Source organism: Streptomyces sp. NPDC060027 (assembly GCF_042737005.1).
Taxonomy (GTDB): Bacteria; Actinomycetota; Actinomycetes; order Streptomycetales; family Streptomycetaceae; genus Streptomyces.
On the sequence record NZ_JBHWVI010000101.1, the window covers coordinates 1 to 19,103 of the forward strand.

At 68.6% G+C, this 19,103-nt stretch carries 22 protein-coding genes and 1 tRNA gene; 15 read left to right on the forward strand and 8 right to left on the reverse strand.

Annotated features, from left to right (window positions below):
- Window positions 1-80: 80 nt before the first annotated feature.
- Window positions 81-1,124 carry a DUF1152 domain-containing protein gene (locus tag ACFWBT_RS23830; protein ID WP_385703710.1) on the reverse strand — a complete coding sequence of 348 codons (1,044 nt, stop codon included), beginning with the start codon at window positions 1,122-1,124 and terminating at the stop codon, window positions 81-83.
- A gap of 133 nt (window positions 1,125-1,257) precedes the next feature.
- On the opposite strand from ACFWBT_RS23830, the gene ACFWBT_RS23835 reads away from it, so the two are divergent.
- The 3 genes from ACFWBT_RS23835 to ACFWBT_RS23845 all read left to right on the forward strand — a co-directional run bounded on the left by ACFWBT_RS23835 (window position 1,258) and on the right by ACFWBT_RS23845 (window position 3,567).
- The gene (locus tag ACFWBT_RS23835; protein WP_328553435.1) at window positions 1,258-1,998 is read left to right on the forward strand and encodes a GntR family transcriptional regulator; all 741 of its coding nucleotides are present in this window, start codon (window positions 1,258-1,260) and stop codon (window positions 1,996-1,998) included.
- Between the two features lie 349 nt (window positions 1,999-2,347).
- On the forward strand, window positions 2,348-2,731 hold the full coding sequence (locus ACFWBT_RS23840; RefSeq protein ID WP_385703645.1) for an ATP-binding protein: 384 nt from the start codon (window positions 2,348-2,350) through the stop codon (window positions 2,729-2,731).
- Between the two features lie 107 nt (window positions 2,732-2,838).
- Window positions 2,839-3,567, forward strand: a complete 729-nt coding sequence (locus ACFWBT_RS23845) for a GntR family transcriptional regulator (RefSeq protein WP_385703648.1) — start codon at window positions 2,839-2,841, stop codon at window positions 3,565-3,567.
- A 33-nt stretch (window positions 3,568-3,600) separates the two neighbouring features.
- Here the strand turns inward: ACFWBT_RS23845 and ACFWBT_RS23850 are convergent, their stop codons facing one another.
- Window positions 3,601-3,855 carry a hypothetical protein gene (locus ACFWBT_RS23850; RefSeq protein WP_385703651.1) on the reverse strand — a complete coding sequence of 85 codons (255 nt, stop codon included), beginning with the start codon at window positions 3,853-3,855 and terminating at the stop codon, window positions 3,601-3,603.
- 341 nt (window positions 3,856-4,196) lie between these two features.
- Between ACFWBT_RS23850 and ACFWBT_RS23855 the strand changes: the two genes are divergently transcribed.
- The 10 genes from ACFWBT_RS23855 (at window position 4,197) to xerC (ending at window position 10,392) form a co-directional block, all read left to right on the forward strand.
- Window positions 4,197-4,547: a hypothetical protein gene (locus tag ACFWBT_RS23855; RefSeq protein ID WP_385703654.1), complete on the forward strand. Its 351-nt coding sequence runs from the start codon at window positions 4,197-4,199 to the stop codon at window positions 4,545-4,547.
- 4 nt (window positions 4,548-4,551) lie between these two features.
- Complete coding sequence (locus ACFWBT_RS23860; protein ID WP_385703657.1) at window positions 4,552-5,925, forward strand: FtsK/SpoIIIE domain-containing protein; 1,374 nt, start codon at window positions 4,552-4,554, stop codon at window positions 5,923-5,925.
- A 54-nt stretch (window positions 5,926-5,979) separates the two neighbouring features.
- The gene (locus ACFWBT_RS23865; protein ID WP_385703659.1) at window positions 5,980-6,684 is read left to right on the forward strand and encodes a DUF2637 domain-containing protein; all 705 of its coding nucleotides are present in this window, start codon (window positions 5,980-5,982) and stop codon (window positions 6,682-6,684) included.
- A 20-nt stretch (window positions 6,685-6,704) separates the two neighbouring features.
- Window positions 6,705-6,905 (forward strand): hypothetical protein, encoded by a 201-nt coding sequence (locus ACFWBT_RS23870; RefSeq protein WP_385703662.1) that lies wholly within the window; start codon window positions 6,705-6,707, stop codon window positions 6,903-6,905.
- Complete coding sequence (locus ACFWBT_RS23875) at window positions 6,905-7,096, forward strand: mobile element transfer protein (RefSeq protein ID WP_385703665.1); 192 nt, start codon at window positions 6,905-6,907, stop codon at window positions 7,094-7,096. Before ACFWBT_RS23870 ends, ACFWBT_RS23875 begins: the two co-directional genes overlap by 1 nt.
- A gap of 10 nt (window positions 7,097-7,106) precedes the next feature.
- The gene (locus tag ACFWBT_RS23880) at window positions 7,107-7,301 is read left to right on the forward strand and encodes a hypothetical protein (RefSeq protein WP_385703667.1); all 195 of its coding nucleotides are present in this window, start codon (window positions 7,107-7,109) and stop codon (window positions 7,299-7,301) included.
- Between the two features lie 16 nt (window positions 7,302-7,317).
- Entirely contained in the window at window positions 7,318-7,611 is a 294-nt protein-coding gene (locus ACFWBT_RS23885) for a SpdD protein (protein ID WP_385703712.1), read from the forward strand.
- A 153-nt stretch (window positions 7,612-7,764) separates the two neighbouring features.
- On the forward strand, window positions 7,765-9,060 hold the full coding sequence (locus ACFWBT_RS23890; protein ID WP_385703669.1) for a replication initiator: 1,296 nt from the start codon (window positions 7,765-7,767) through the stop codon (window positions 9,058-9,060).
- Complete coding sequence (locus ACFWBT_RS23895; protein ID WP_385703671.1) at window positions 9,053-9,235, forward strand: helix-turn-helix domain-containing protein; 183 nt, start codon at window positions 9,053-9,055, stop codon at window positions 9,233-9,235. The genes ACFWBT_RS23890 and ACFWBT_RS23895 overlap by 8 nt, the downstream gene beginning before the upstream one ends.
- Complete coding sequence (gene xerC, locus ACFWBT_RS23900) at window positions 9,235-10,392, forward strand: tyrosine recombinase XerC (protein WP_385703673.1); 1,158 nt, start codon at window positions 9,235-9,237, stop codon at window positions 10,390-10,392. The genes ACFWBT_RS23895 and xerC overlap by 1 nt, the downstream gene beginning before the upstream one ends.
- A 107-nt stretch (window positions 10,393-10,499) precedes the next feature.
- Here xerC and ACFWBT_RS23905 read toward each other — a convergent pair.
- The 3 genes from ACFWBT_RS23905 to ACFWBT_RS23915 form a co-directional block, all read right to left on the reverse strand.
- Window positions 10,500-10,573: transfer RNA gene (locus ACFWBT_RS23905), tRNA-Pro, on the reverse strand.
- 28 nt (window positions 10,574-10,601) lie between these two features.
- Window positions 10,602-11,384 carry a Pr6Pr family membrane protein gene (locus ACFWBT_RS23910; protein WP_385703676.1) on the reverse strand — a complete coding sequence of 261 codons (783 nt, stop codon included), beginning with the start codon at window positions 11,382-11,384 and terminating at the stop codon, window positions 10,602-10,604.
- Window positions 11,385-11,751: 367 nt separating this feature from the next.
- Window positions 11,752-12,678, reverse strand: coding sequence for a metallophosphoesterase (locus tag ACFWBT_RS23915; RefSeq protein WP_385703679.1), 927 nt, complete (start codon window positions 12,676-12,678; stop codon window positions 11,752-11,754).
- 176 nt (window positions 12,679-12,854) lie between these two features.
- On the opposite strand from ACFWBT_RS23915, the gene ACFWBT_RS23920 reads away from it, so the two are divergent.
- Window positions 12,855-13,319 (forward strand): GatB/YqeY domain-containing protein, encoded by a 465-nt coding sequence (locus ACFWBT_RS23920; protein ID WP_356464658.1) that lies wholly within the window; start codon window positions 12,855-12,857, stop codon window positions 13,317-13,319.
- Between the two features lie 87 nt (window positions 13,320-13,406).
- Here ACFWBT_RS23920 and ACFWBT_RS23925 read toward each other — a convergent pair whose 3' ends face one another.
- Window positions 13,407-15,707 carry a transglycosylase domain-containing protein gene (locus ACFWBT_RS23925; RefSeq protein ID WP_385703681.1) on the reverse strand — a complete coding sequence of 767 codons (2,301 nt, stop codon included), beginning with the start codon at window positions 15,705-15,707 and terminating at the stop codon, window positions 13,407-13,409.
- Between the two features lie 405 nt (window positions 15,708-16,112).
- Here ACFWBT_RS23925 and wblA point away from each other — a divergent pair, with 405 nt between their 5' ends.
- The gene (gene wblA / locus ACFWBT_RS23930) at window positions 16,113-16,451 is read left to right on the forward strand and encodes a transcriptional regulator WblA (RefSeq protein ID WP_028799159.1); all 339 of its coding nucleotides are present in this window, start codon (window positions 16,113-16,115) and stop codon (window positions 16,449-16,451) included.
- A 133-nt stretch (window positions 16,452-16,584) separates the two neighbouring features.
- Here the strand turns inward: wblA and ACFWBT_RS23935 are convergent, their stop codons facing one another.
- Complete coding sequence (locus tag ACFWBT_RS23935; RefSeq protein WP_385703684.1) at window positions 16,585-17,973, reverse strand: ArsA family ATPase; 1,389 nt, start codon at window positions 17,971-17,973, stop codon at window positions 16,585-16,587.
- Entirely contained in the window at window positions 17,970-18,947 is a 978-nt protein-coding gene (locus ACFWBT_RS23940; RefSeq protein WP_385703687.1) for an ArsA family ATPase, read from the reverse strand. Before ACFWBT_RS23940 ends, ACFWBT_RS23935 begins: the two co-directional genes overlap by 4 nt.
- Window positions 18,948-19,103 lie beyond the last annotated feature (156 nt).

Genomic DNA, 19,103 nt, shown 5'->3' on the forward strand with positions numbered 1-19,103 from the left:
AGACAGGCGGCGGCCCCGCCATCGAGGCGGCGCGCGCCCGCGCTATGCGCGGGCCTTGAACCAGTAGAGAAAGTTGTTACTCAGGCTTCGGTGGGGATGCGCCACAGTGGGGCGTCGTACTGCTCCGGACGGCTGCTGAGCAGAAGGGCTCTGAGGTCCTGGCGCTGCTTGCCGTTGAGGCCGAGGGCTTCGGTGATCCTGCGGAACGTCGTGTGGGTGTTGCCGCGGTCGCGGGCTTGAGCCTCGAACTCGTCGAGCTGGCGGAGCGTGGCTTCAGGGTCGAGCTTCTGTTCCGGCTGGCTGCCGAGCCAACTGGCCTTGTTGCGCTCATAGTCGATCTCTGAGTACCCGCAGACCTCGCGGCTGTACTGCTCCGCCTCGGCGAGAGTCTCCGTTGCGAGGATGGCGCGCGCGAGCTCGTTGCGGTTGAGGGCGTCGTCCAGGTCCGCTTCGTGGACGGTGGGGCCTTCGTCGGTGAGCGGGACCGGTAGACCGGCGTCCCTGACCTCGCAGAGGCCTCGGACTCCGCGGGCCGTGGCCGCCAGCATCGCTGTCGCCTCGGACGGGTGCCACTCCAGGACCGAGCTGACCGGTTCGGCATGCTCCGCCGTGAGCGTCAGGATTGCCGGGCCCATGCGGTCGGCCAGAAGCTCGGCCGGGAGCTCTCCGTCCAAGCCGGGACCGGCGACCAAGAGCCGCACGGGCGCGTTGACTTGGCAGCATGCAGCCAGCGTGAGGGCGTCGCCCAGCGGGCTGCGGAGGGTGGGTTCGTCGCCCTTGGCGAGGATGTCGCCGCCCACGTCCAGGAGATCGATCGACTCGGGAGCCAGGTGCTCGATGAGTTCTTCGAGCTGGCGGGTGACGCCCTCGGCGCCGTGCGTGGGGTCGATCAGGGCGAAGGTGTGGGGAAGTTCGGCTGCCAGGCGGGGGAGCGTGGAGCCCGCGGGGGCGATGGGCCGTGCGTCGGCTGGGACCGTCCAGACGCTTCGTGTGAGGGGGCGTAGACCCGTGAAGTTCGCCGGCCCTCGGGGTCCCGGCACTGGGTCGATCAGGAGGCGGTCCCACGCGTACGTGAGGATCAGCGCCGGACTGCCGTCACCCCCGTAGAGGGCTGCGTCGAGCATTGCGGCGGCGACTGCGTCGCCCCCTCCTCCGGCTGCCACGATCAAGCGGGTCACCCTCGCAGCGTACGGGTTCCCCTGCTGGCCACTCACCCTATAGTGGCTACTGGTCATAGCCACTTAGGGAGGGGCTCCGATGCCGCAGATCGAAGAGACCCAGCCCAAGTACCTCCAGATCGCACACCACATTCGCGATCAGATTCTGCGAGGCGACTTGCGGCCTGGTGACGAGGTTCCGTCGGAACGTCAACTGGCCGCCGACTGGAGCGTTTCACGCCCGACGGCGGCGCGGTCGCTGGAGGCTCTGAGTCACCAAGGTCTGGTCGAGAAGCGTCAGGGTTCGGGCACTTACGTGCGGGGCCTCGCGGTGAATCGGCGTGCTCGAGAGCTCTACGGCCGCGCCAAGCAGACCGGCAAGATCTACACGCCGGGTGAGTACGCGGTCATCACGTCCGCCGGCTGGCTGAAGGCCCCCAACTACGTGACTGAGGCGTTGAGCCTGGCGAAGGGAACCCAAGCCGTTCACCGTCGACGCGTCACCAAGAACGAGTCGGGTCCCATCACCATCTCCACGTCGTGGTTCGGTGCCGATGTCGGCGATCGGGCGCCCAAGCTCTGTGATCCTGACCGGATCCAGGAGGGGACGCTCATGTACGTCGAGAGCGTCACGGGTCGGCAGGGAAGCTATGCCGAAGACCGGATGTGTGCCCGGCTGGCGACCGAGGACGAGGCTGCTGACCTTGAACTTGAACCCGGGGCGGCTGTTCTGATCGTCCATCACGTGGTCTACGACCTGCAGGACCGACCTCTTGAGTTCGCTGAGGCCACGTACCCGCCTGGGCGTTGGGCGTTCGAGCAGGGCTACCCGATCAGCTAGAAAATCGGCCTTCTCTCCGAGAATCGCTTGTGGCTCCGAGTGGCTAATGCCACTATCCAGTAAGTGGCTAAGGCCACTTGACCGGAAGGGGCACGGACGTGAGCCAGGAGTGCGGGGAGTTACGGCACGTCTCGCGGGAAGCGGTCTGCCGTGGATGCCGGGGGCGAGGGTGGAAGCACGTCGGCTCCCGCTCCGCCCTGGCGCTCTCCGCCACTGATGCTCGCGTCCGTGCTACGTCCAAGCGGCGCTGTCTCGACTGTGACGGCACCGGTAAGGAGTAGTGGTGCTCATGACGGATGCGCGTGAAGAGTCCGGAGCCGCGGTTGTCGGACCAACGCCGATCGGGGGTATGACCCTCTATCCCGTGCCCGAGTCCGTGGCTCGGGCCAGGCGATGGTTCCGGAAGTTCACCGCCCTGTACAACCTGGCCTGCCCGATCGACGACTGCGTACTGATGCTCTCCGAGCTGGTGACGAACGCGATCCTCTATGGCGAAGCCGAAGAACCCTGGCGGGTCCGGGTCGAGTGGTCGCGCCTGGGGGAGTCCCTGCGGGTAGATGTCCACAACCCGGGCTTCCCGGCGGACGTTCGGCTCCGCAGCCCCCGAGCCAACGATGCGCACGGCCGCGGGCTCTGCCTGGTGAACGCGCTGGCGGACTCCTGGGCCGCCGGCCCCAGTCGCTTCGGCGGGACCGTCGTGTGGTTCCAGATCGACGAAGCCTGGAAGCCGTGAAGTCGATCCCCGCCTTCGGCGCCTGCGTGTCTTCGGGTGTTCAGTACCCGCTCGCGTGAGTAGGCTGGTTGACAGGTTGACTTGGCGGATTCTCACTAGGCGGGGCTATGGCGTACGAGGTGGCTGCACCCAAGTATGTGCGGCTGGCGCAGACGCTCCAGGGGCGTATCGAGGACGGTACGTACCCGCCCGGGAGCCGGGTCCCGAGTGAAAATCAGCTGGTCCAAGCCTTCGGAATGTCCCGGCCCACGGTCGTCCGCGCGCTGGAGCTGCTGAAGCGGGACGGCTGGCTGGAGTCCCGGCAGGGATTCGGAACCATCGTCCGCGGGCGGCCGGAAGCGGCTGAGCAGAAGGTCCGGCGTGGCCGGGAGGTGCTCGACCGTCAGGAGGATCAGGCTCCGGGGCGCCTCGTCGAAGTCCGTCAGGTGCCTGTTCCGCCCCGAGTTGCAGCGCTCCTGGGTGTGCCCAGGAAGACGCAAGTGCTCCTTCGGCGACTGCTGATCGAAGCGGATGGAGAGCCGGTTGAGCTCTCCTCTTCCTACTTCTCTGTCGACATGGCGGAGGGTACTGAACTCGCCGACTCGGCTCTGCTCGGCGAGGGGCTGCGTGTGCACCTCGAAGCGCGCAAGAAGATCCGATTCGACCACGTCATGGAGCGACTTTCGGCGCGTATCCCGAGCAAGGAGGAAGCGGATCTCCTCGAAATGCCTGAAGGGGAACCGGTTCTGTCCGTGCTTGTCCTTGCATGTGACGCGTCGGGGCAAGCCTTGCAGGTCACGGATATCTTGCTGCCGGCTGCCCGGCAAGAACTCGAAGAGACATACCGCCTCGACTGACCCTGATCGCGAGGAGTCTCAGCGTTGTCGGCGCTACGCCCGCTGCTGCCTGTGGGCGAGCCGGTAGATCACGTAGGTGAGGGCCAGGATGAAGTCCGCGGCCACCCAGAGGCCGATGATCAGGCCGACCCCGATCGTGGTGCCCACGTCGCCGGCGTCCTGGCAGATCTTCAGGCTGTCTCCTGTCAGGCCTGAGCAGGATTCATCTGTCCCGTTTCCGCTGGCTGCGCCCGCTATGACCCACACCAGGAAGAGGATCTGTACCGCGAGGAAGAACCAGAAGAACACCCGGTGGCGCTTCCTGGGAGGCGCCGGCGGTCCCGCAGGCGGCTGGTTCGAAGGAGAAGCCCGCGGGGGTTCGGCCCATTGGCGCGGTTGAGGCGGTGGCGTAGCGGCTGGTCGTGGGCCCCAAGCCTGCGGTGGTTGGGTGTGCGGGTTCTGGTTGTCGGGGACTTCGCTCATTGCTTGTCCTTCCGGGAGGCGCTGTTCTCATCGTGCGCTCGTGATCGCGCCTGTGCCGCCGCTGAGCCCTTCAAGTGACTTGACAAGTCAACCTGGCATCTCTAACTTCGAACTTGCTAAGTCAACCTGTCAGGTTGTCTGGCGGGTGTCGATGAAGGAGAAGTTCTGTGCGTGCAATTCGAGTTGAGACCTCGTCCGCGACGATCCTGCTGACCGAGGCCCCCGAGCCGAAGGTCAAGGACCGGCAGACAGGCGAGATCGCCAAGGACGCGGTCAGCGGGGAGGCGCTGATGAAGGTCGGCGTCGTCTACATCGACGAGGGGGAGTCGTCGCTCATCGCGGTGACCGTCCCGGAGAGCGGTGTCACGGGTGGCCTGGCCGTCGGTGCTCCGGTCTCCCTTCCGGGCCTCGTCGCTCGTCCCTGGGAGAGCGTCTTCAGCGGGCAGGCCCGTCACGGAATCGCCTACCGTGCGGCGGCCGTGGTCCCGGGTGCCTTCCCCGTCGGACAGGAGAACTGATCTCGTGTCCGAGCTGATGACCCTGGCCGAGCTGGGTGGGCCCCTCGCCTTATTAGGCGGGGCGGTCTACGCCCGGAAGGCGCATCCGTCGGTCTACTGGGCCACGGTCGGGCTGCCCGTGTCGGTGGCTCGGCTGGTCGGCTCGTACAGCTCGACCATGGAGGCGTGCGGGTTGACGGTCCAGCCGTCCCGTCTGCGGGCCCTGGCGGTGCGGGCCACGACCCGTCGTGAGGTTCGGCCGGTGCCTCCGCGCCGCGGGCTGATTCGTCCCACCTCCACGGGGTTGCGGGTTCGGCTTCGGCTGGCTCCCGGCCAGGAGCCGGCGGACGTGGCGGCCTCGTGTGAGCGGCTGCGGCACGCTTGGGGCGTTCACGCGGTCCACGTCCGTGAGATCAAGCCGGGCGTGGTCGAGCTGCGGTTGGTCGGGTTCGACGTGCTGCGCAAGGTGAAGATGCCTCGCAGTGCGGGGCACGACCTCCTCGCCGTGCCGGTGGCTCTGCGGGAGGACGCGACCGTGTTCGTCCGCGACTACCGGGCCGTTCCTCATGAACTCGTCCTCGGCGCCACCTTGTCGGGGAAGTCGATGTTCCTCCGCAATCTGCTGACAGGGCTGGCCGCTCAACCGGTCGCGCTGGTCGGCATCGACTGCAAGCGGGGGGTCGAGCTGGCGCCCTTCGCTCCTCGACTGTCGGCGTTGGCCACCGACTCTGATGAAGCCGCCGAGCTGCTGCCCGTCCTCGTCCAGGAAATGGAGGATCGCTACGACCTGATCAAGACACGCCAGGGCATCGCGCCTGGCACGCCTGACGAGGAGATCACCTCTGACGTGTGGGGGCTACCGGATGCCGAACGGCCGCCGCCGATCGTGCTGTTCGTCGACGAGGTGGCCGAACTCTTCCTCGTGGCAAGTCGCAAGGACGAGGAACGACGCGACGAGATGGTGACCCAGCTGATCCGACTCGCCCAGCTCGGGCGGGCCGCAGGTATCTACCTGGAGATCTGCGGCCAGCGTTTCGGCGCCGAGCTGGGCAAGGGCGCGACCATGCTCCGCGCTCAACTGACGGGCCGCGTCTGCCACCGTGTCAACGACGAGGCCTCGGCGAAAATGGCCCTTGGTGACATCGCCCCCGAAGCGGTCGGCGTCGCTGCCACCATTCCCGCTGACCGTCCGGGCCTGGCCGTGTCCGGCGACACGTCCGGCGGCTGGGGACGCATGCGCACTCCGTACCTGTCCCTCGGCGACGCCGCGGCCATCTGCCGTGAGACTGCCGAGCTCGCCCCCGACGTGTCGGCCCTGAAGCCGTTCCGGCCGCACGTCCCGGCATCGCCCGCGGACGTCCCGATCACTGTGACCAAGCCGCACCCGGCGACCGGCTGACCCACCAACCCACCGGCCGGCGCGACCGCCTCGCGCCAAGTCCCTACCCCCGCCATGCCCGAAACCGAACGAGAGGACGTGATCAGCGTGGCCGAGCGCTCCGCACCGCGCGCCCTTCCGGTCCGCGTGGACGCCGTACTGGTCCAAGCGGTCATCGCTGCCGCGCTGTCCTTCGCCCACCTTCACGACCTGGCCGTCGCAGCGGGACAGGACGGCTGGAAGGCGTGGGCCTACCCGATCAGCGTCGATCTGCTGTTGGTGGCGGCTTGGAGGCGCCTGAGGTCGGGGGAGTCCAAGGCGGCCGGGTGGTGCTGGTTCCTGGTCGCGCTCACCGCCAGTCTCGGCGCCAACGTCGCGACGGCCGGGCTCCTCGACCTCCACCACGTTCCTGCCTCGCTCCGCATTGTCGTGGCCGGTTGGCCGGCGGTCGCCTTCCTCGGCGGAACGCTGCTTGCGCACGGACCCGCCGATCCGGCCCCGGACCCGCGTGAACAGAACGACGAGCCGACGAACGAAGCGGTGCAACAGGGATCACTCCCTGCATCCGCGCCTGCGTCCCGGCCTGCTGCCCCTGCTTCGCGTCCCGCGCTTGCCGTTCCACCGGCAGATCGGCTCCCGACCGCGCTCGTCGACCACGCCCGAAAGGTGGCTGCCGAGCACCGCACCCGGACGGGCGCACCCATCGACACCGACACCCTGCGAGCCCGCCTTGGCGTCCCAGCCCCGCTCGCCGAAGCCATCGCCACTCAACTCACCTGAACCCGGGAGAACTTCCACCCATGCGTCCGTCAACGCTCCGCGCCCTCAACCGCGCCGCCGAGCTGACCCGACAGAACCGCCTCACCGAAGCAATGCTCATCGCCGAACCCGTGATCCTCGTCGCCGACGACATCGAGGGCGAGGAGATCCGGCGGTGGCTGCTCGACCACGTCGCCGACTTCACCGGCGAGAACCACGAGAACCCGAAGGAACTGCCCTGATGGCTGCCAACCCTCGCTTCCGCCGGATCGTCCGCATAGGCCCCGTCCAGGTCGCCACCTACTACGACAGCCGCGGCCGAGAGAAGCACACCGCCGCCTGCACGGCACCGCGCTGCGGCTTCTCGACCGACTACGACAGCCGCGCCGCCGCCGAGCTGGCGGCCCGCACCCACCGCTGCTCGGGCCGCTGAGGAGACCGCCGTGACCGTCAGCCTCCCCCTCGTCTTCGTCCTCGGCGTCATCTCCTGGGCCGCGATCAAGTTCCTCGGCGTCCGCATGTGGGTGGCCGTCGTGATCGCCCTCTTCGGCTTCCTGCTCTCTCAGACCTTCCTCGCCCCGGCCATCGAATCCGGTACCCGCTCCGGTGTCGACGTCGTCGACGGCACCCATCGCTGAAAGGAGAAACCCCATGCTGCTCCGCCCGAAGATGCCCGACGCGGCTCCCGTACCGATCACGCACACGTCCGCCATGCCGGTCGAGCACCACCTCGCCCCGGTCACCTGTTCCTGCGCTCACGCCCCGATGGCGTCCGCCAGCCGCCCGGCCGCGCCGTTCGTCGGCCGTGGGGCGAGCGCCGTCGCCGCGGTCCTCGTCGTCGGAGTCGTGCTGACCGCACTCCTGGCCACGGTCGCCATCACGGCCGTCTCCGTCTCCATCGCGGCCCTGGTGTTGCGCTCCCTGCTCAACAGCGCCCACAAGCGCTGACCAGCCTGCCGGGGCGGCCTCGATACCGCCAAGCATCCCGCCGCCCCGGCAGGCGCGGACCTCCCGACCGAAACCGAAAGGACAGTTCCCATTACTACCGGACGCGTCCCGCCCCCAGTCGAAGAACTGGGCGCGCTCGTCTCCCTGGGTGGCATGCCCGCCCTCGTCAAACAACTCCGAGGCATCGGCGGTTGTACACAGCCTGTGCGCCTGGACGGCCACCGCGTCGAGCACGCGGTCGATACCCGAACCGGTGAGATCGGCCGGGTTCTTCACCGCCTCGACTCGGCCTCGCTCCCGGCAGGCAACCTCCTCGTGCGCTGCAACAACCGCCGCGCGACCCGCTGCCCGGCCTGCGCGGAGACCTACCGCCGGGACACCTTCCACCTGATCACCGCCGGACTGCGGGGCGGCAAGGGCACCCCCGACACCGTCACCCGGCACCCGAAGGTGTTCGCCACCTTCACCGCGCCCGGTTTCGGCCCCGTCCACAACCGGCCCACAGACCGACGCGGCACCGTCCGCGCCTGCCGCTGCGGACTCCTGCACGACGCCGACGACGACTCGCTCGGCACACCCCTGGACCCGACGACGTACGACTACGAGGGCGCCGTCCTGTGGAACGCGCACGCCGGAATGCTCTGGCGGCGCTTCTCCATCTACCTCCGCCGGGAGATAGCCAAGCGGGCTGGCCTCACCCAGCGAGACTTCACGGACTTCGCCCGGGTCTCCTTCGCCAAGGTCGCCGAGTACCAGAAGCGCGGTGCGGTCCACTTCCACGCGGTCATCCGCATCGACGGTCCCGAGGGTGGCGACACCCCGCCCCCGGCTTGGGCAACCACCGAGCTGCTCGCCGACGCCATCGGCTCCGCTGCTGCTGTCGTCCGCGTGGGCGGTCCGACTATCGACGGACGCGCGCACACCTTCACCTTCGGTCGTCAGCTCGACGTCCGCCCCATCCGCTCCGCCGACTTCGACGGCGGTCAGGAGCTGACCGAGCGGGCCGTCGCCTCCTACATCGCGAAGTACGCCACCAAGGGCGCCGAGACCGCCACGGGAGCTGTCGACCGTCCGCTCAGGTTCCTCGCCGAACTCGCCCAGCTCGACATCAGCGAGCACGCTCGCCGGTTGATCCGCACCGCCTGGACCCTCGGCGCGCGCAAGGAGTTAGAAGATCTCCGGCTCCGGGCTTGGGCCCACATGCTCGGTTTCCGCGGTCACTTCTCCACCAAGTCCCGCCGCTACTCCACCACCCTCGGCGCTCTTCGCGATGCCCGTGCTGAATGGCGCCGGGAGCAAGCCGCGTTGGCCAACGGAAGTGAGCCCGACACAACACTCGTCGTCTCGCATTGGTTCTTCGCCGGAACAGGCCTCTCCTCCGCCGAAGCCTGGCTCTCCGCATCCCTTGAACCCGCACTCGGAACGGAAGGAGCACCGACGCATGCATGACGAAGAGCTGTTGACCGTGGCCGACGTCATGGCGCGACTCAAGGTCGGTCGTTCCAAGGTCTACGACCTGATCCGCAGTCGCCGGCTCGTCTCCATCAAGATCGATGGCGCTCGCCGCATACCTGTGGACTCGGTACGGGCTTTCATACAGAACCAGTTGGGGGAGGCCGCCTGATGGCTATGCGTCGTGGTCGTGGTGACGGCGGCCTGCACTGGGACGAGAAGAGACAGCGTTGGATCGCCACAGCCAACCTCGGGTTCGACCCGAGCGGGAAGCGGATCGTCAAGCGGGGGAGTGGCAAGACCAAGACCGAGGCGAAACAGAAGCTCAAGGAGGTCTTGCGGGACCACGAAGACGGCCTCGCCATTGCGCCCACCAACTACACGGTCAAGGACGCGGTGACGGACTGGCTGACGTACGGCCTGGCGGGGCTCGACCCCAGCACGGTCGAGACGGTGACGCTCCTGTGCCAGAAGCACGTCATTCCCTCCCTCGGTGCCCGCAAGCTGCGCGACCTGAGCGCGGAGGACGTGGACCGCTGGCTGGCCGCCAAAGCGAAGACACTCAGCACGCGCACTCTCCAAGCCGTCCACTCCTGCCTGAACCGCGGGGTCAGGCGGGCCATGGCACGGGACAAGGTGAAGCGGAACGTCGTGGAACTGTGCTCGGTGCCTCAGGGGCAGGCGGGCCGTCCGTCCAAGGCGCTCACCTTCTCTCAGGCTGATGCAGTGCTGAAGGGGGCCGAAGGGACCTCGATGTACGCGTACATCGTCGTAGCCTTGCTGACCGGTGCCCGGACCGAGGAGCTGCGGGCCCTCACCTGGGACCACGTTTTCCTCAAGGGGCGACCGGACTTCGAACCGCCGCAGCCCCCGCACATCGCCGTGTGGCGCTCGGTCCGGCGGAGCGGGGACACCAAGACCCGCAAGTCCCGGCGCACGCTCGCCCTGCCGGCGCGCTGCGTCGAAGCCCTCTGGCGGCAATTCGAAGATCAGGGCTGGGACCGGCTCGCCGCCGACGAGGAATGGGAGGAACACGGGCTCGTCTTCTCCTCGGCTGTCGGCAAGCCGCTCGACGCCGCCAACGTCCGCCGCGCCTTCCGCCAGGCGCTCAAGGGCATCGACGGGATCAACGCAGACGAGTGGACGCCCCGGGAGCTCCGGCACAGCTTCGTGTCTCTGCTCTCCGACCGGGGCGTCCCGCTGGAGGAGATCTCTCGGCTGGTCGGGCATTCAGGTACAGCCGTGACGGAGGAGGTCTACCGGAAGCAGATCCGGCCCGTGATCCAGACCGGTGCCGTGGCCATGGACGGCATCTTCGGCACCGACTGACGAGGGTCGTAGGCACTCAGGGATCGGTAGTCACGCAGTTAGACACGCGGCAACGCCAGAGGGCCCTTACCGATCCGGTAAAGGCCCTCTGAACTGCTATCCAGCTGTCGGGGTGGCGGGATTTGAACCCACGACCTCTTCGTCCCGAACGAAGCGCGCTGCCAAGCTGCGCTACACCCCGATTGTCGCTGCTCTCGCTGCGACGTCGTTTACTTTAGCCCACTGGTGGCCGGAGACGAAATCCGGTTTTCGGGGCGTCGTACGCGGCGTCGGACGGGGTCGGGGCGCACGTGGTCGAGGGCGACGATGAGCAGGGCCAGGGCGTAGAAGGCGACGCCGAGAACGGCGGTGTTGCCGAGGACGCCTGCGTAGCCGTGCCGGTCCACGTCGACGAAGGGGTAGAGGTAGCGCGCCGGGGTCCCGGGCGACATCATCGCGCCGCGGGCCAGGCAGAAGGCCAGGTAGGCGAAGGGGTAGAGAAGCCAGGTCGCCGCGTTGCGGAGCGCCAGCGGGGTGGGGCGGGTCAGCAGCAGCCAGTCGAGGACCACGGCGATCGGCGTGACCGTGTGGAGGAGCTGGTTGGCGACCGCGTGCCAGCCGGAGAGCGTGTCGACCGCCCCTGTCATGGAGAACGGGGTCGACTCGTTCGCCAGGATCAGGTGGTAGACCAGGCCCGTGATCGAGATGTAGATCAGCGTGCCGCCCGTCAGTACTCCGGGCAGGGGTCGGCGGGCTGACCAGGCCCGGCGGGCCGATGCCGCGAAGACCACGGCGACGAGCAGGTTGGTCTGGATCGTGAAGTAGCTCAGCTTCAGGTCGATGGCTACGCCCGCTGCCGCCGCGAGGGCCACCAGGACGCGGTAGACCGCCGTGGCCGGGCGGCGCGTGGGGGCCACCACCGCCGTCGCGGGGACGAAGGAGTAGTGGGTCGACGAGGGGATACCCGGTATAGCGGGGAGGTCGGGTATGTCCCTGGGTATGGGGTTGATCATGGCCCCACGCTAAGCGGGTGGGGCGTTTCGGGCGATATGGGGCGACTGGGTGGGTTACTCCGGCGTCGGTGCCGGCTCGTGCGGCCGGTCCCGGCACGGGCTGGCCGGACCCAGTGCAGGCCGACTGGCCGGACCAAGTACAGGCCGGCGGCCCGTGTCGCCGGAGCCTCGCACCGCCGTCGCCGGAACCTCGCACCGCCTCCGGCTGGCATCCCCGGCGCGCCGAACCGTCTCGGTCTCACGCCCCTGAGCGATCATTCCCCGGAGCCCGGAGCCCGGAGCCCGGAGCCCGGAGCCCGGAGCCCGGAGCCCGGAGCCCGGAGCCCGGAGCCCGGAGCCCGGAGCCCGGAGCCCGGAGAGGTGCGTGCTACGTCCGTTCCACCAGCGTCAGCAGTGACGCCTCCGGCGGGCAGGCGAACCGGACCGGGGTGTAGCGGTTCGTTCCGCAGCCGGCGGAGACGTGCAGGTACGACGTCCGGTCCTCCGCCGTATGCGTGGAGAGGCCCTTGACGCGGTCCGTGTCCAGGTCGCAGTTGGTGACGAAGGCGCCGTAGAAGGGGAGGCAGATCTGGCCGCCGTGCGTGTGGCCCGCCAGGATCAGGGGGTAGCCGTCGGCCGTGAACGCGTCCAGGGCGCGCAGGTACGGCGCGTGCACCACACCCATCGAGAAGTCGGCCGACTCGGACGGACCGCCGGCCACGCGCGCGTAGCGGTCGCGCTTGATGTGCGGGTCGTCGAGGCCGGTCAGCTCTATCTCCGCGCCCTCGATCTTCAGCGTCCCCCGGGTGTTCGTCAGGTTCAGCCAGCCCGCGGTGTCGAAGCCGTCGCGCAGGTCCTCCCACGGGATGTGGACGGCGCCCACGACCGGCTTGTTGCCGTTCAGCCCATGACGGCCCTGTGCCTTCTCGAACAAGTACCGGGCGGGGTTGCGGGGTTTGGGGCCGTAGTAGTCGTTCGAGCCGAAGACGTACGCACCCGGGAACTCCATCAGGGGGCCCAGTGCGTCCAGTACCTCGGGCACACCCTCCGGGTCCGACAGGTTGTCCCCGGTGTTGATCACGAAGTCGGGGCGCAGGCCGGCCAGGGAGCGCAGCCAGCGCTGCTTCTTGCGCTGCCCGCCCACCATGTGGATGTCCGAGACCTGCAGGACGCGCAGCGGTCGCATCCCGGGCGGCAGGACGGGGACCGTCACCCGCCGGAGGCGGAAGGAACGGGCCTCGAACCCCGCCGAGTACAGCAGACCGGCGGCGCCCACCGCCGTGATTCCCAGGGGTACTCCGTATCGCGCGCGCATACGTCCATCGTGTCAGACCCCGGCGAGCCCGCGTGCCCCCCTGTGGACAACCCGGCACGAAGCGCGCGAGAGCGGACGAAACGGCGCGAACGGAGTCGAGCGGCCTCTGTCCGCCTGCCCGGCGCGCGGCGAAATCAACAGGCGGCCGCATCACCGCACCTGCGACACTTGACGGCATGACCACGCTCAAGTCGAAGTTGCAGGAAGACCTCAACGCCGCGATCAAGGGGCGCGACGAGCTCCGCTCCTCGACGCTCCGGCTGACCCTCACCGCCATCACCAAGGAAGAGGTCGCGGGTACCACCAAGCGCGAACTCTCCGACGACGAAGTGCAGAAGGTGATCGCCCGCGAGGCGAAGAAGCGTCGTGAGGCCGCCGACGCCTTCGCGCAGGGCGGGCGCGCCGAGTCGGCCGAGCGGGAGCGGGCGGAGGGCGAGGTCCTCGCCGCGTACCTGCCCAAGCAGCTGTCCGACGAGGAGCTTCAGCAGATCGTCGCCCAGGCCGTCGAGGAGGCGAAGGCGGCGGGTGCCGAGGGGCCGCGCGCCATGGGCCAGGTCATGAAGATCGTGAACCCGAAGGTGGCCGGCCAGGCCGAGGGCGGCCGCGTCGCCGCCGTGGTGAAGCAGCTGCTCGCGGGCTGACGCCTCACGCCGAACGCCCCGTGGGCCAGGAGTCGATCCTGGCCCACGGGGCGTTCACGCGTGCACGCGCCGTTTCCGGCGTACGGGTCAGTCGCGCTGGCCGCCGTTGTCGTTGCCGCCGTTGTCGTTGCCCTGGATCCATCCCTCGGGGATGGAGAAGGAAGGCGAGGGGACCACCACTCCGCCGTCGGTGAGACCACCGTCGGTCAGGCCGCTGATGGTGTTCCCGTTGGTGGTGTTGCCGTTCCCGTTGCCGCCGTGACGGCCGTTGTTCCCGTCGTCGCGGCCGCGGTCCTCGTCCTTGTCCTTGTCCTTCTGGGGGTCGGGAATGTTGACCAGGTTGAAGGACGGGGAGTCCTTGCCCACGAGAGCGCCCGTCATCAGGTCCCGCCAGATCGGGCCGGGGACCTGACCGCCGTACACCTTGTCGTGCCAGACGCCGCCGATCTGGATGCCCACCATGTGGACCCGCTGGGTGGCGCTGCCGACCCAGACCGCGCCGGACATGTTCGGCGTGTAGCCGACGAACCAGGCGTTCTTGCGCTCGTCGGTGGTACCCGTCTTACCGGCGTTGGCGCGGTCGGTGAGACCGGCCTGCTGGCCCGTACCGGAGTCGATCACGCCGCTCAGCAGGCTGTTGACGGTGTCCGCGGTCTTCTCGGACATGGCCCGCGAGCACGTCGACTTGGGCACGTCCAGGGACTTCTCGCGTTCGCCGATCTGCTGGCTGATCGACTCGATGGCGATCGGGGTGCAGTACATGCCGCGGGAGGCGAAGGAGGCGTAGGCCGTGGCCATGGTGAGCGGCGAGATGCCCTTGGCGCCCAGGGCGATGGAGGGCACCTGGGGGAGCTTGTCGCCGTTGCCCTGGACCACGCCGAGTTTGCCGATCTGGTCCATCACCGGGCAGAGGCCGATGTCGGAGATCATCTGCACGAAGTAGGTGTTGACCGACTTGGCCATCGCCTCCTTCAGCTGGTACGGGCCCTTCTCGTCCGCGCTCTCGTTCGGGACCTGCTCGTTCGCCTGGTTCGTCCAGGGCTTGCTGCCGCAGGTCTGCACGGGGCTGGGGTACGGCATCTTGTTCGGCGAGGAGTATTCCTGGGTCGCCGGCCGGCCCTGCTCCAGCGCGGCCGCGGCCACGAACGGCTTGAACGTCGAACCGGTCGGGAAGCCGTAGTTCGAGCCGCCCATCCCGTAGTTGACGGAGTAGTTGATCTCCGTCTCGTTCTTCCCGTAGCCGTACGGCTTCGACTGGCCCATGCCGAGGATCTTGCCGGTCCCGGGCTCGACCAGGGTGGCCGCGGCGGCGACCTTGTCGGACTTGTTGACGTGATCCTTCAGCGACGCCTGGATCGACGCCTGGGACTGCGGTTCGAGCGTCGTGCGGATCGTCAGGCCGCCCCGGTTCCAGACCTTTGCCCGGGCTTCCTTGGTCTTGCCGAAGACCGGGTCGCTCAGGAAGACGTTCTCCACGTACTTGCAGAAGAAGCTGGAGCCCTTGGCCGCCGTGATGCAGCCGTTCTTCGGCTTGCTGACGTGCAGCCCGAGCTTCGCCGCCTTGCCGGTGTCGGCCTGCTCCTGCGAGATGTCGTGCACCTCGGCCATGCGCTGCAGGACGGTGTTGCGGCGCTTGGTGGCCTCTTCCTCGTCGTTGACCGGGTCGTACCGGCTCGGCGACTGGACGATGCCCGCGAGGAGCGCCGACTCCTGGAGGTTCAGGTTCTTGGCGGGCTTGGAGAAGTAGCGCTGGGCGGCGGCCTCGACGCCGTAGGCCTGCTCCCCGAAGAACGTGATGTTCAGGTAGTTCTCGAGGATCTTCTTCTTGCCGAGCTTCTCTTCCAGCTGGATCGCGTACTTGAGCTCGCGGATCTTGCGGCCGATGGTCTGCTGGGTGGCCTGGGCGACCTTCGTCGGGTCGTCGCCTGCCTCTTCCACGAAGTAGTTCTTCACCAGCTGCTGGGTCAGCGTGGAGGCGCCCTGGGACACCCCGCCGTTCTGCGCGTTCTGGTTGACCGCGCGCAGGATGCCCTTCAGGTCGACCGCGCCGTGCTGGTAGAAGCGCGAGTCCTCGATCGCGACGATCGCCTTCTGCATGTAGGGCGAGATGTCCTTGAGGTCGATCACCGTGCGGTCGCGTGAGTAGACCGTGGCGATCTGGCCGCCCTTGCTGTCCAGGATCGTGGTCCGCTGACTCAGCGACGGGCTCTTCAAATTGTCCGGAATGTCATCGAATCCCTGGACCGAGCCCTTGGCCGCAAGGCCGAGCGCGCCCGCGGCGGGCAGCGCGATTCCGGCCATGACGGCGCCCGCGAGCACGCTGACACCGAGGAACTTGGCGGCCTGCTGCGTAGGGGACAGACCACCACCCGAGCGCTTCTTTGGCATGAGGGCAGCCTACGTTCTCATTCGCCGGACACGCGTATATGCCTTGGCCTAAGCTGCTCTCAACTGTCACAGCAGTGCGGCCACGTATCAATACGTCCGGCGACCCCGAATCGTTCCGGAGGTTCCGCGTTCCTGTGGAGCGTGTGTCCGAATCAACCTTGTGTGTCACTCGGCGCCCGTTGTGACTCGACTGAACTGTCCCGGTATGCCGGGATGGTCGCGCATGTCCTCGGCTCACTCCCCCGGGTGATCTGCCGCTTACGCATAGTCCGTTCGGGCCATTCAAGATTGGGCCCGAAGGGGGTGTTGCGCTGTGCCCACCTTCCGTAACGTCCTCAACTGGCGGCGGTGAATATGCCGCTGCCGCCGTGGGGGAGCCTCGATTCGGGAGAGGACGGCGCCGGTATGGGCTGGGTAACCGACTGGAGTGCGCAGGCGGCCTGCCGCACTACCGATCCGGATGAACTGTTCGTTCAAGGAGCAGCGCAGAACAGGGCCAAGGCAGTGTGCACCGGATGTCCGGTTCGCACGGAGTGCCTCGCCGATGCGCTCGACAACCGCGTCGAATTCGGCGTGTGGGGTGGCATGACCGAGCGCGAGCGCCGCGCATTGCTGCGCCGGCGACCGACCGTCACCTCGTGGCGTCGCCTGCTCGAGACCGCGCGTACGGAGTACGAGCGCGGAGCGGGCCTGCTGCCCCTCGACGAGGAAGAGGTGTACGAGCGCTACGCGGCCGTGGGCTGAGGGGAGTCCGCCCTTCGGGGGCAAGGACGTCGTCCCCGGGCCCCTCAAGGCCGTCCGGGCCCTTCCAGGGCCCGTCCGGTGTCGCGGGGGCCGGCAGGGGCTGAGGGCGCCCCCTCGGGCTTCTCTCGCAGGCTCAGCTTTCGGGCAGCTCGTGCCGATGGGCCGCGAGCCGGTTCCCGATGTCCCGCAGCCCGACGAGATCGTGTACGTCACCGGGCAGCGCGGCCACTTCGGCCACCGGCACCTCCGGGTGGCGCGCGGCGAAGCGGTCACGCGTGCGCTGCTCGCGGGAGAGCAACTGCATGCGCTCGGCGTGGAGCCTCAGGAGTCCTGCGGTGAGCTGGTCGATGGATCGCTCGGGGTCCGTGGCGGCGGTCCTGTCCGTAGCGGTGGTGCTGTCCGGGGGGGTCGTCCTGTCCGTCGAGGCGGGGGAGCCTTCGTCAGGAGCTGGTGTCTCGGAAGCCGGTGATTCTGAACTGCCGTACGTGTCGGGAGAGTTACGAAGTCCAGCTTTCCCGTCCCCCTGATCCACAATGCGGGCCTCGTCAAGATTTTCTGCGGCGCCGGATTCAAGATCTTCCGCGACGATGGAATCGAGGTCCTCCGCCGCGGCGAGCGCCCGCTCGGCGGACAGCCGGGCGGCTCCGCTGCCGTGCACCCGGTTGAGCACCAGCCCGGCGAACGGCATGTCCTCCGCGGCCAGCCGCTCCACGAAGTACGCGGCCTCGCGCAGCGCGTCCCGCTCCGGAGCCGCCACGACGAGGAACGCCGTGCCGGGCGCCTGGAGCAGCTTGTACGTGGCGTCGGCCCGCGTCCGGAACCCGCCGAAGGTGGTGTCCATCGCCGCGACGAACGTCTGCACGTCCTTGAGGAGTTGGCCCCCGAGCAGCTTGCCCAGGGTGCCGGTCATCATCGACATCCCGACGTTCAGGAACTTCATGCCCGCCCGGCCGCCCAGCTTCGCCGGCGCCGTCAGCAGCCGGATCAGCCGCCCGTCGAGGAAGGACCCGAGCCGCTTCGGGGCGTCCAGGAAGTCCAGTGCCGAGCGGGACGGCGGAGTGTCGACCACGATCAGGTCCCAGTCGTCACGCGCCCGCAACTGGCCCAGCTTCTCCATCGCCATGTACTCCTGCGTGCCCGCGAAGCCCGCCGAAAGCGACTGGTAGAAGGGGTTGTTGAGGATGACGGCCGCCCGCTCGCCGTCCGCGTGCGCCTCGACGATCTCGTCGAACGTGCGCTTCATGTCGAGCATCATGGCGTGCAGCTCGCCGCTCCCCTCGACGCCCTTCACCCGGCGCGGAGTGTTGTCGAGGGAGTCGATGCCCATGGACTGCGCCAGTCTGCGCGCGGGGTCGATGGTGAGCACGACCACCTTGCGGCCGCGCTCCGCGGCGCGCAGCCCGAGGGCCGCGGCCGTGGTCGTCTTGCCGACGCCGCCCGAGCCGCAGCACACCACGATGCGGGTCTTCGGGTCGTCGAGCAGCGGGTCGAGGTCGAGGACGCGGGCGGGGTCCAGACTCATGACATCCCTTGCTTACGCAGCTGTGCGGCGAGTTGGTAGAGGCCCGCCAGATCCATGCCCTCGGCGAGCAAAGGGAGTTCGTGCAACGGCAGGCCAAGCTCGGCCAGGACGCTCCGCTGCTCGGTCTCCAGGGTGTACCGCTCGGCGTACTCCCCGGCCTGCTGGAGAAGCGGCTCCACCAGCCGTTCGGCGAGTCCGCCGCGCCGCGCGCCGCCGAGGCCGGCCGCCGAGAGCGACTTGGCGATCGCCGCACGGGGAGCGGCCTCCACGAGTGCCAGGTCGGTGCCGTCGAGGAGTGCCGGGCGGACCATGTTCACGATGATCCGGCCCACGGGCAGCTTCGCCGAGCGCAGCTCCGCGATCCCGTCCGCGGTCTCCTGTACGGGCATCTCCTCCAGCAGCGTCACCAAGTGGACCGCCGTCTCCGGGGACTTGAGGACGCGCATGACGGCCTGGGCCTGATTGTGTATCGGGCCGATCTTCGCGAGGCCGGCCACCTCGTCGTTGACGTTCAGGAAGCGGGTGATCCGGCCCGTCGGGGGCGCGTCCATCACCACGTAGTCGTACGTGAAGCGCCCGCTCTTCTCCTTGCGCCGCACCGCCTCGCAGGCCTTGCCGGTGAGGAGCACGTCGCGCAGGCCGGGCGCGACGGTGGTCGCGAAGTCGATCGCGCCGAGTTTCTTCAGGGCGCGGCCGGCGCCGCCCAGTTTGTAGAACATCTGGAGGTAGTCCAGCAGCGCCAGTTCGGGGTCGATGGCGAGGGCGTACACCTCCCCGCCCCCCGGAGCGACGGCGATCTTCCGCTCCTCGTAGGGCAGCGCTTCTGTCTCGAAGAGCTGCGCGATGCCCTGTCTGCCCTCGACCTCGACGAGGAGGGCACGCTTGCCCTCGGTCGCGAGGGCGAGCGCGAGGGCGGCGGCCACCGTGGTCTTGCCGGTACCACCCTTGCCACTGACGACCTGGAGCCTGCTCACGTATTCGAGCCTAACCAGTCCGCCGCCGGACTAAGCAGGAGGCTGTGGACAAGCTGCTCGCGGGGAGGGGCGATGCGGCCGGATGCGGTCGGTGGGCGCGGTGGTGGTGAGGCGGGCGGGAGGGGGGTGGCTCGGGCGGGAGGTGGTGGTCGGCAG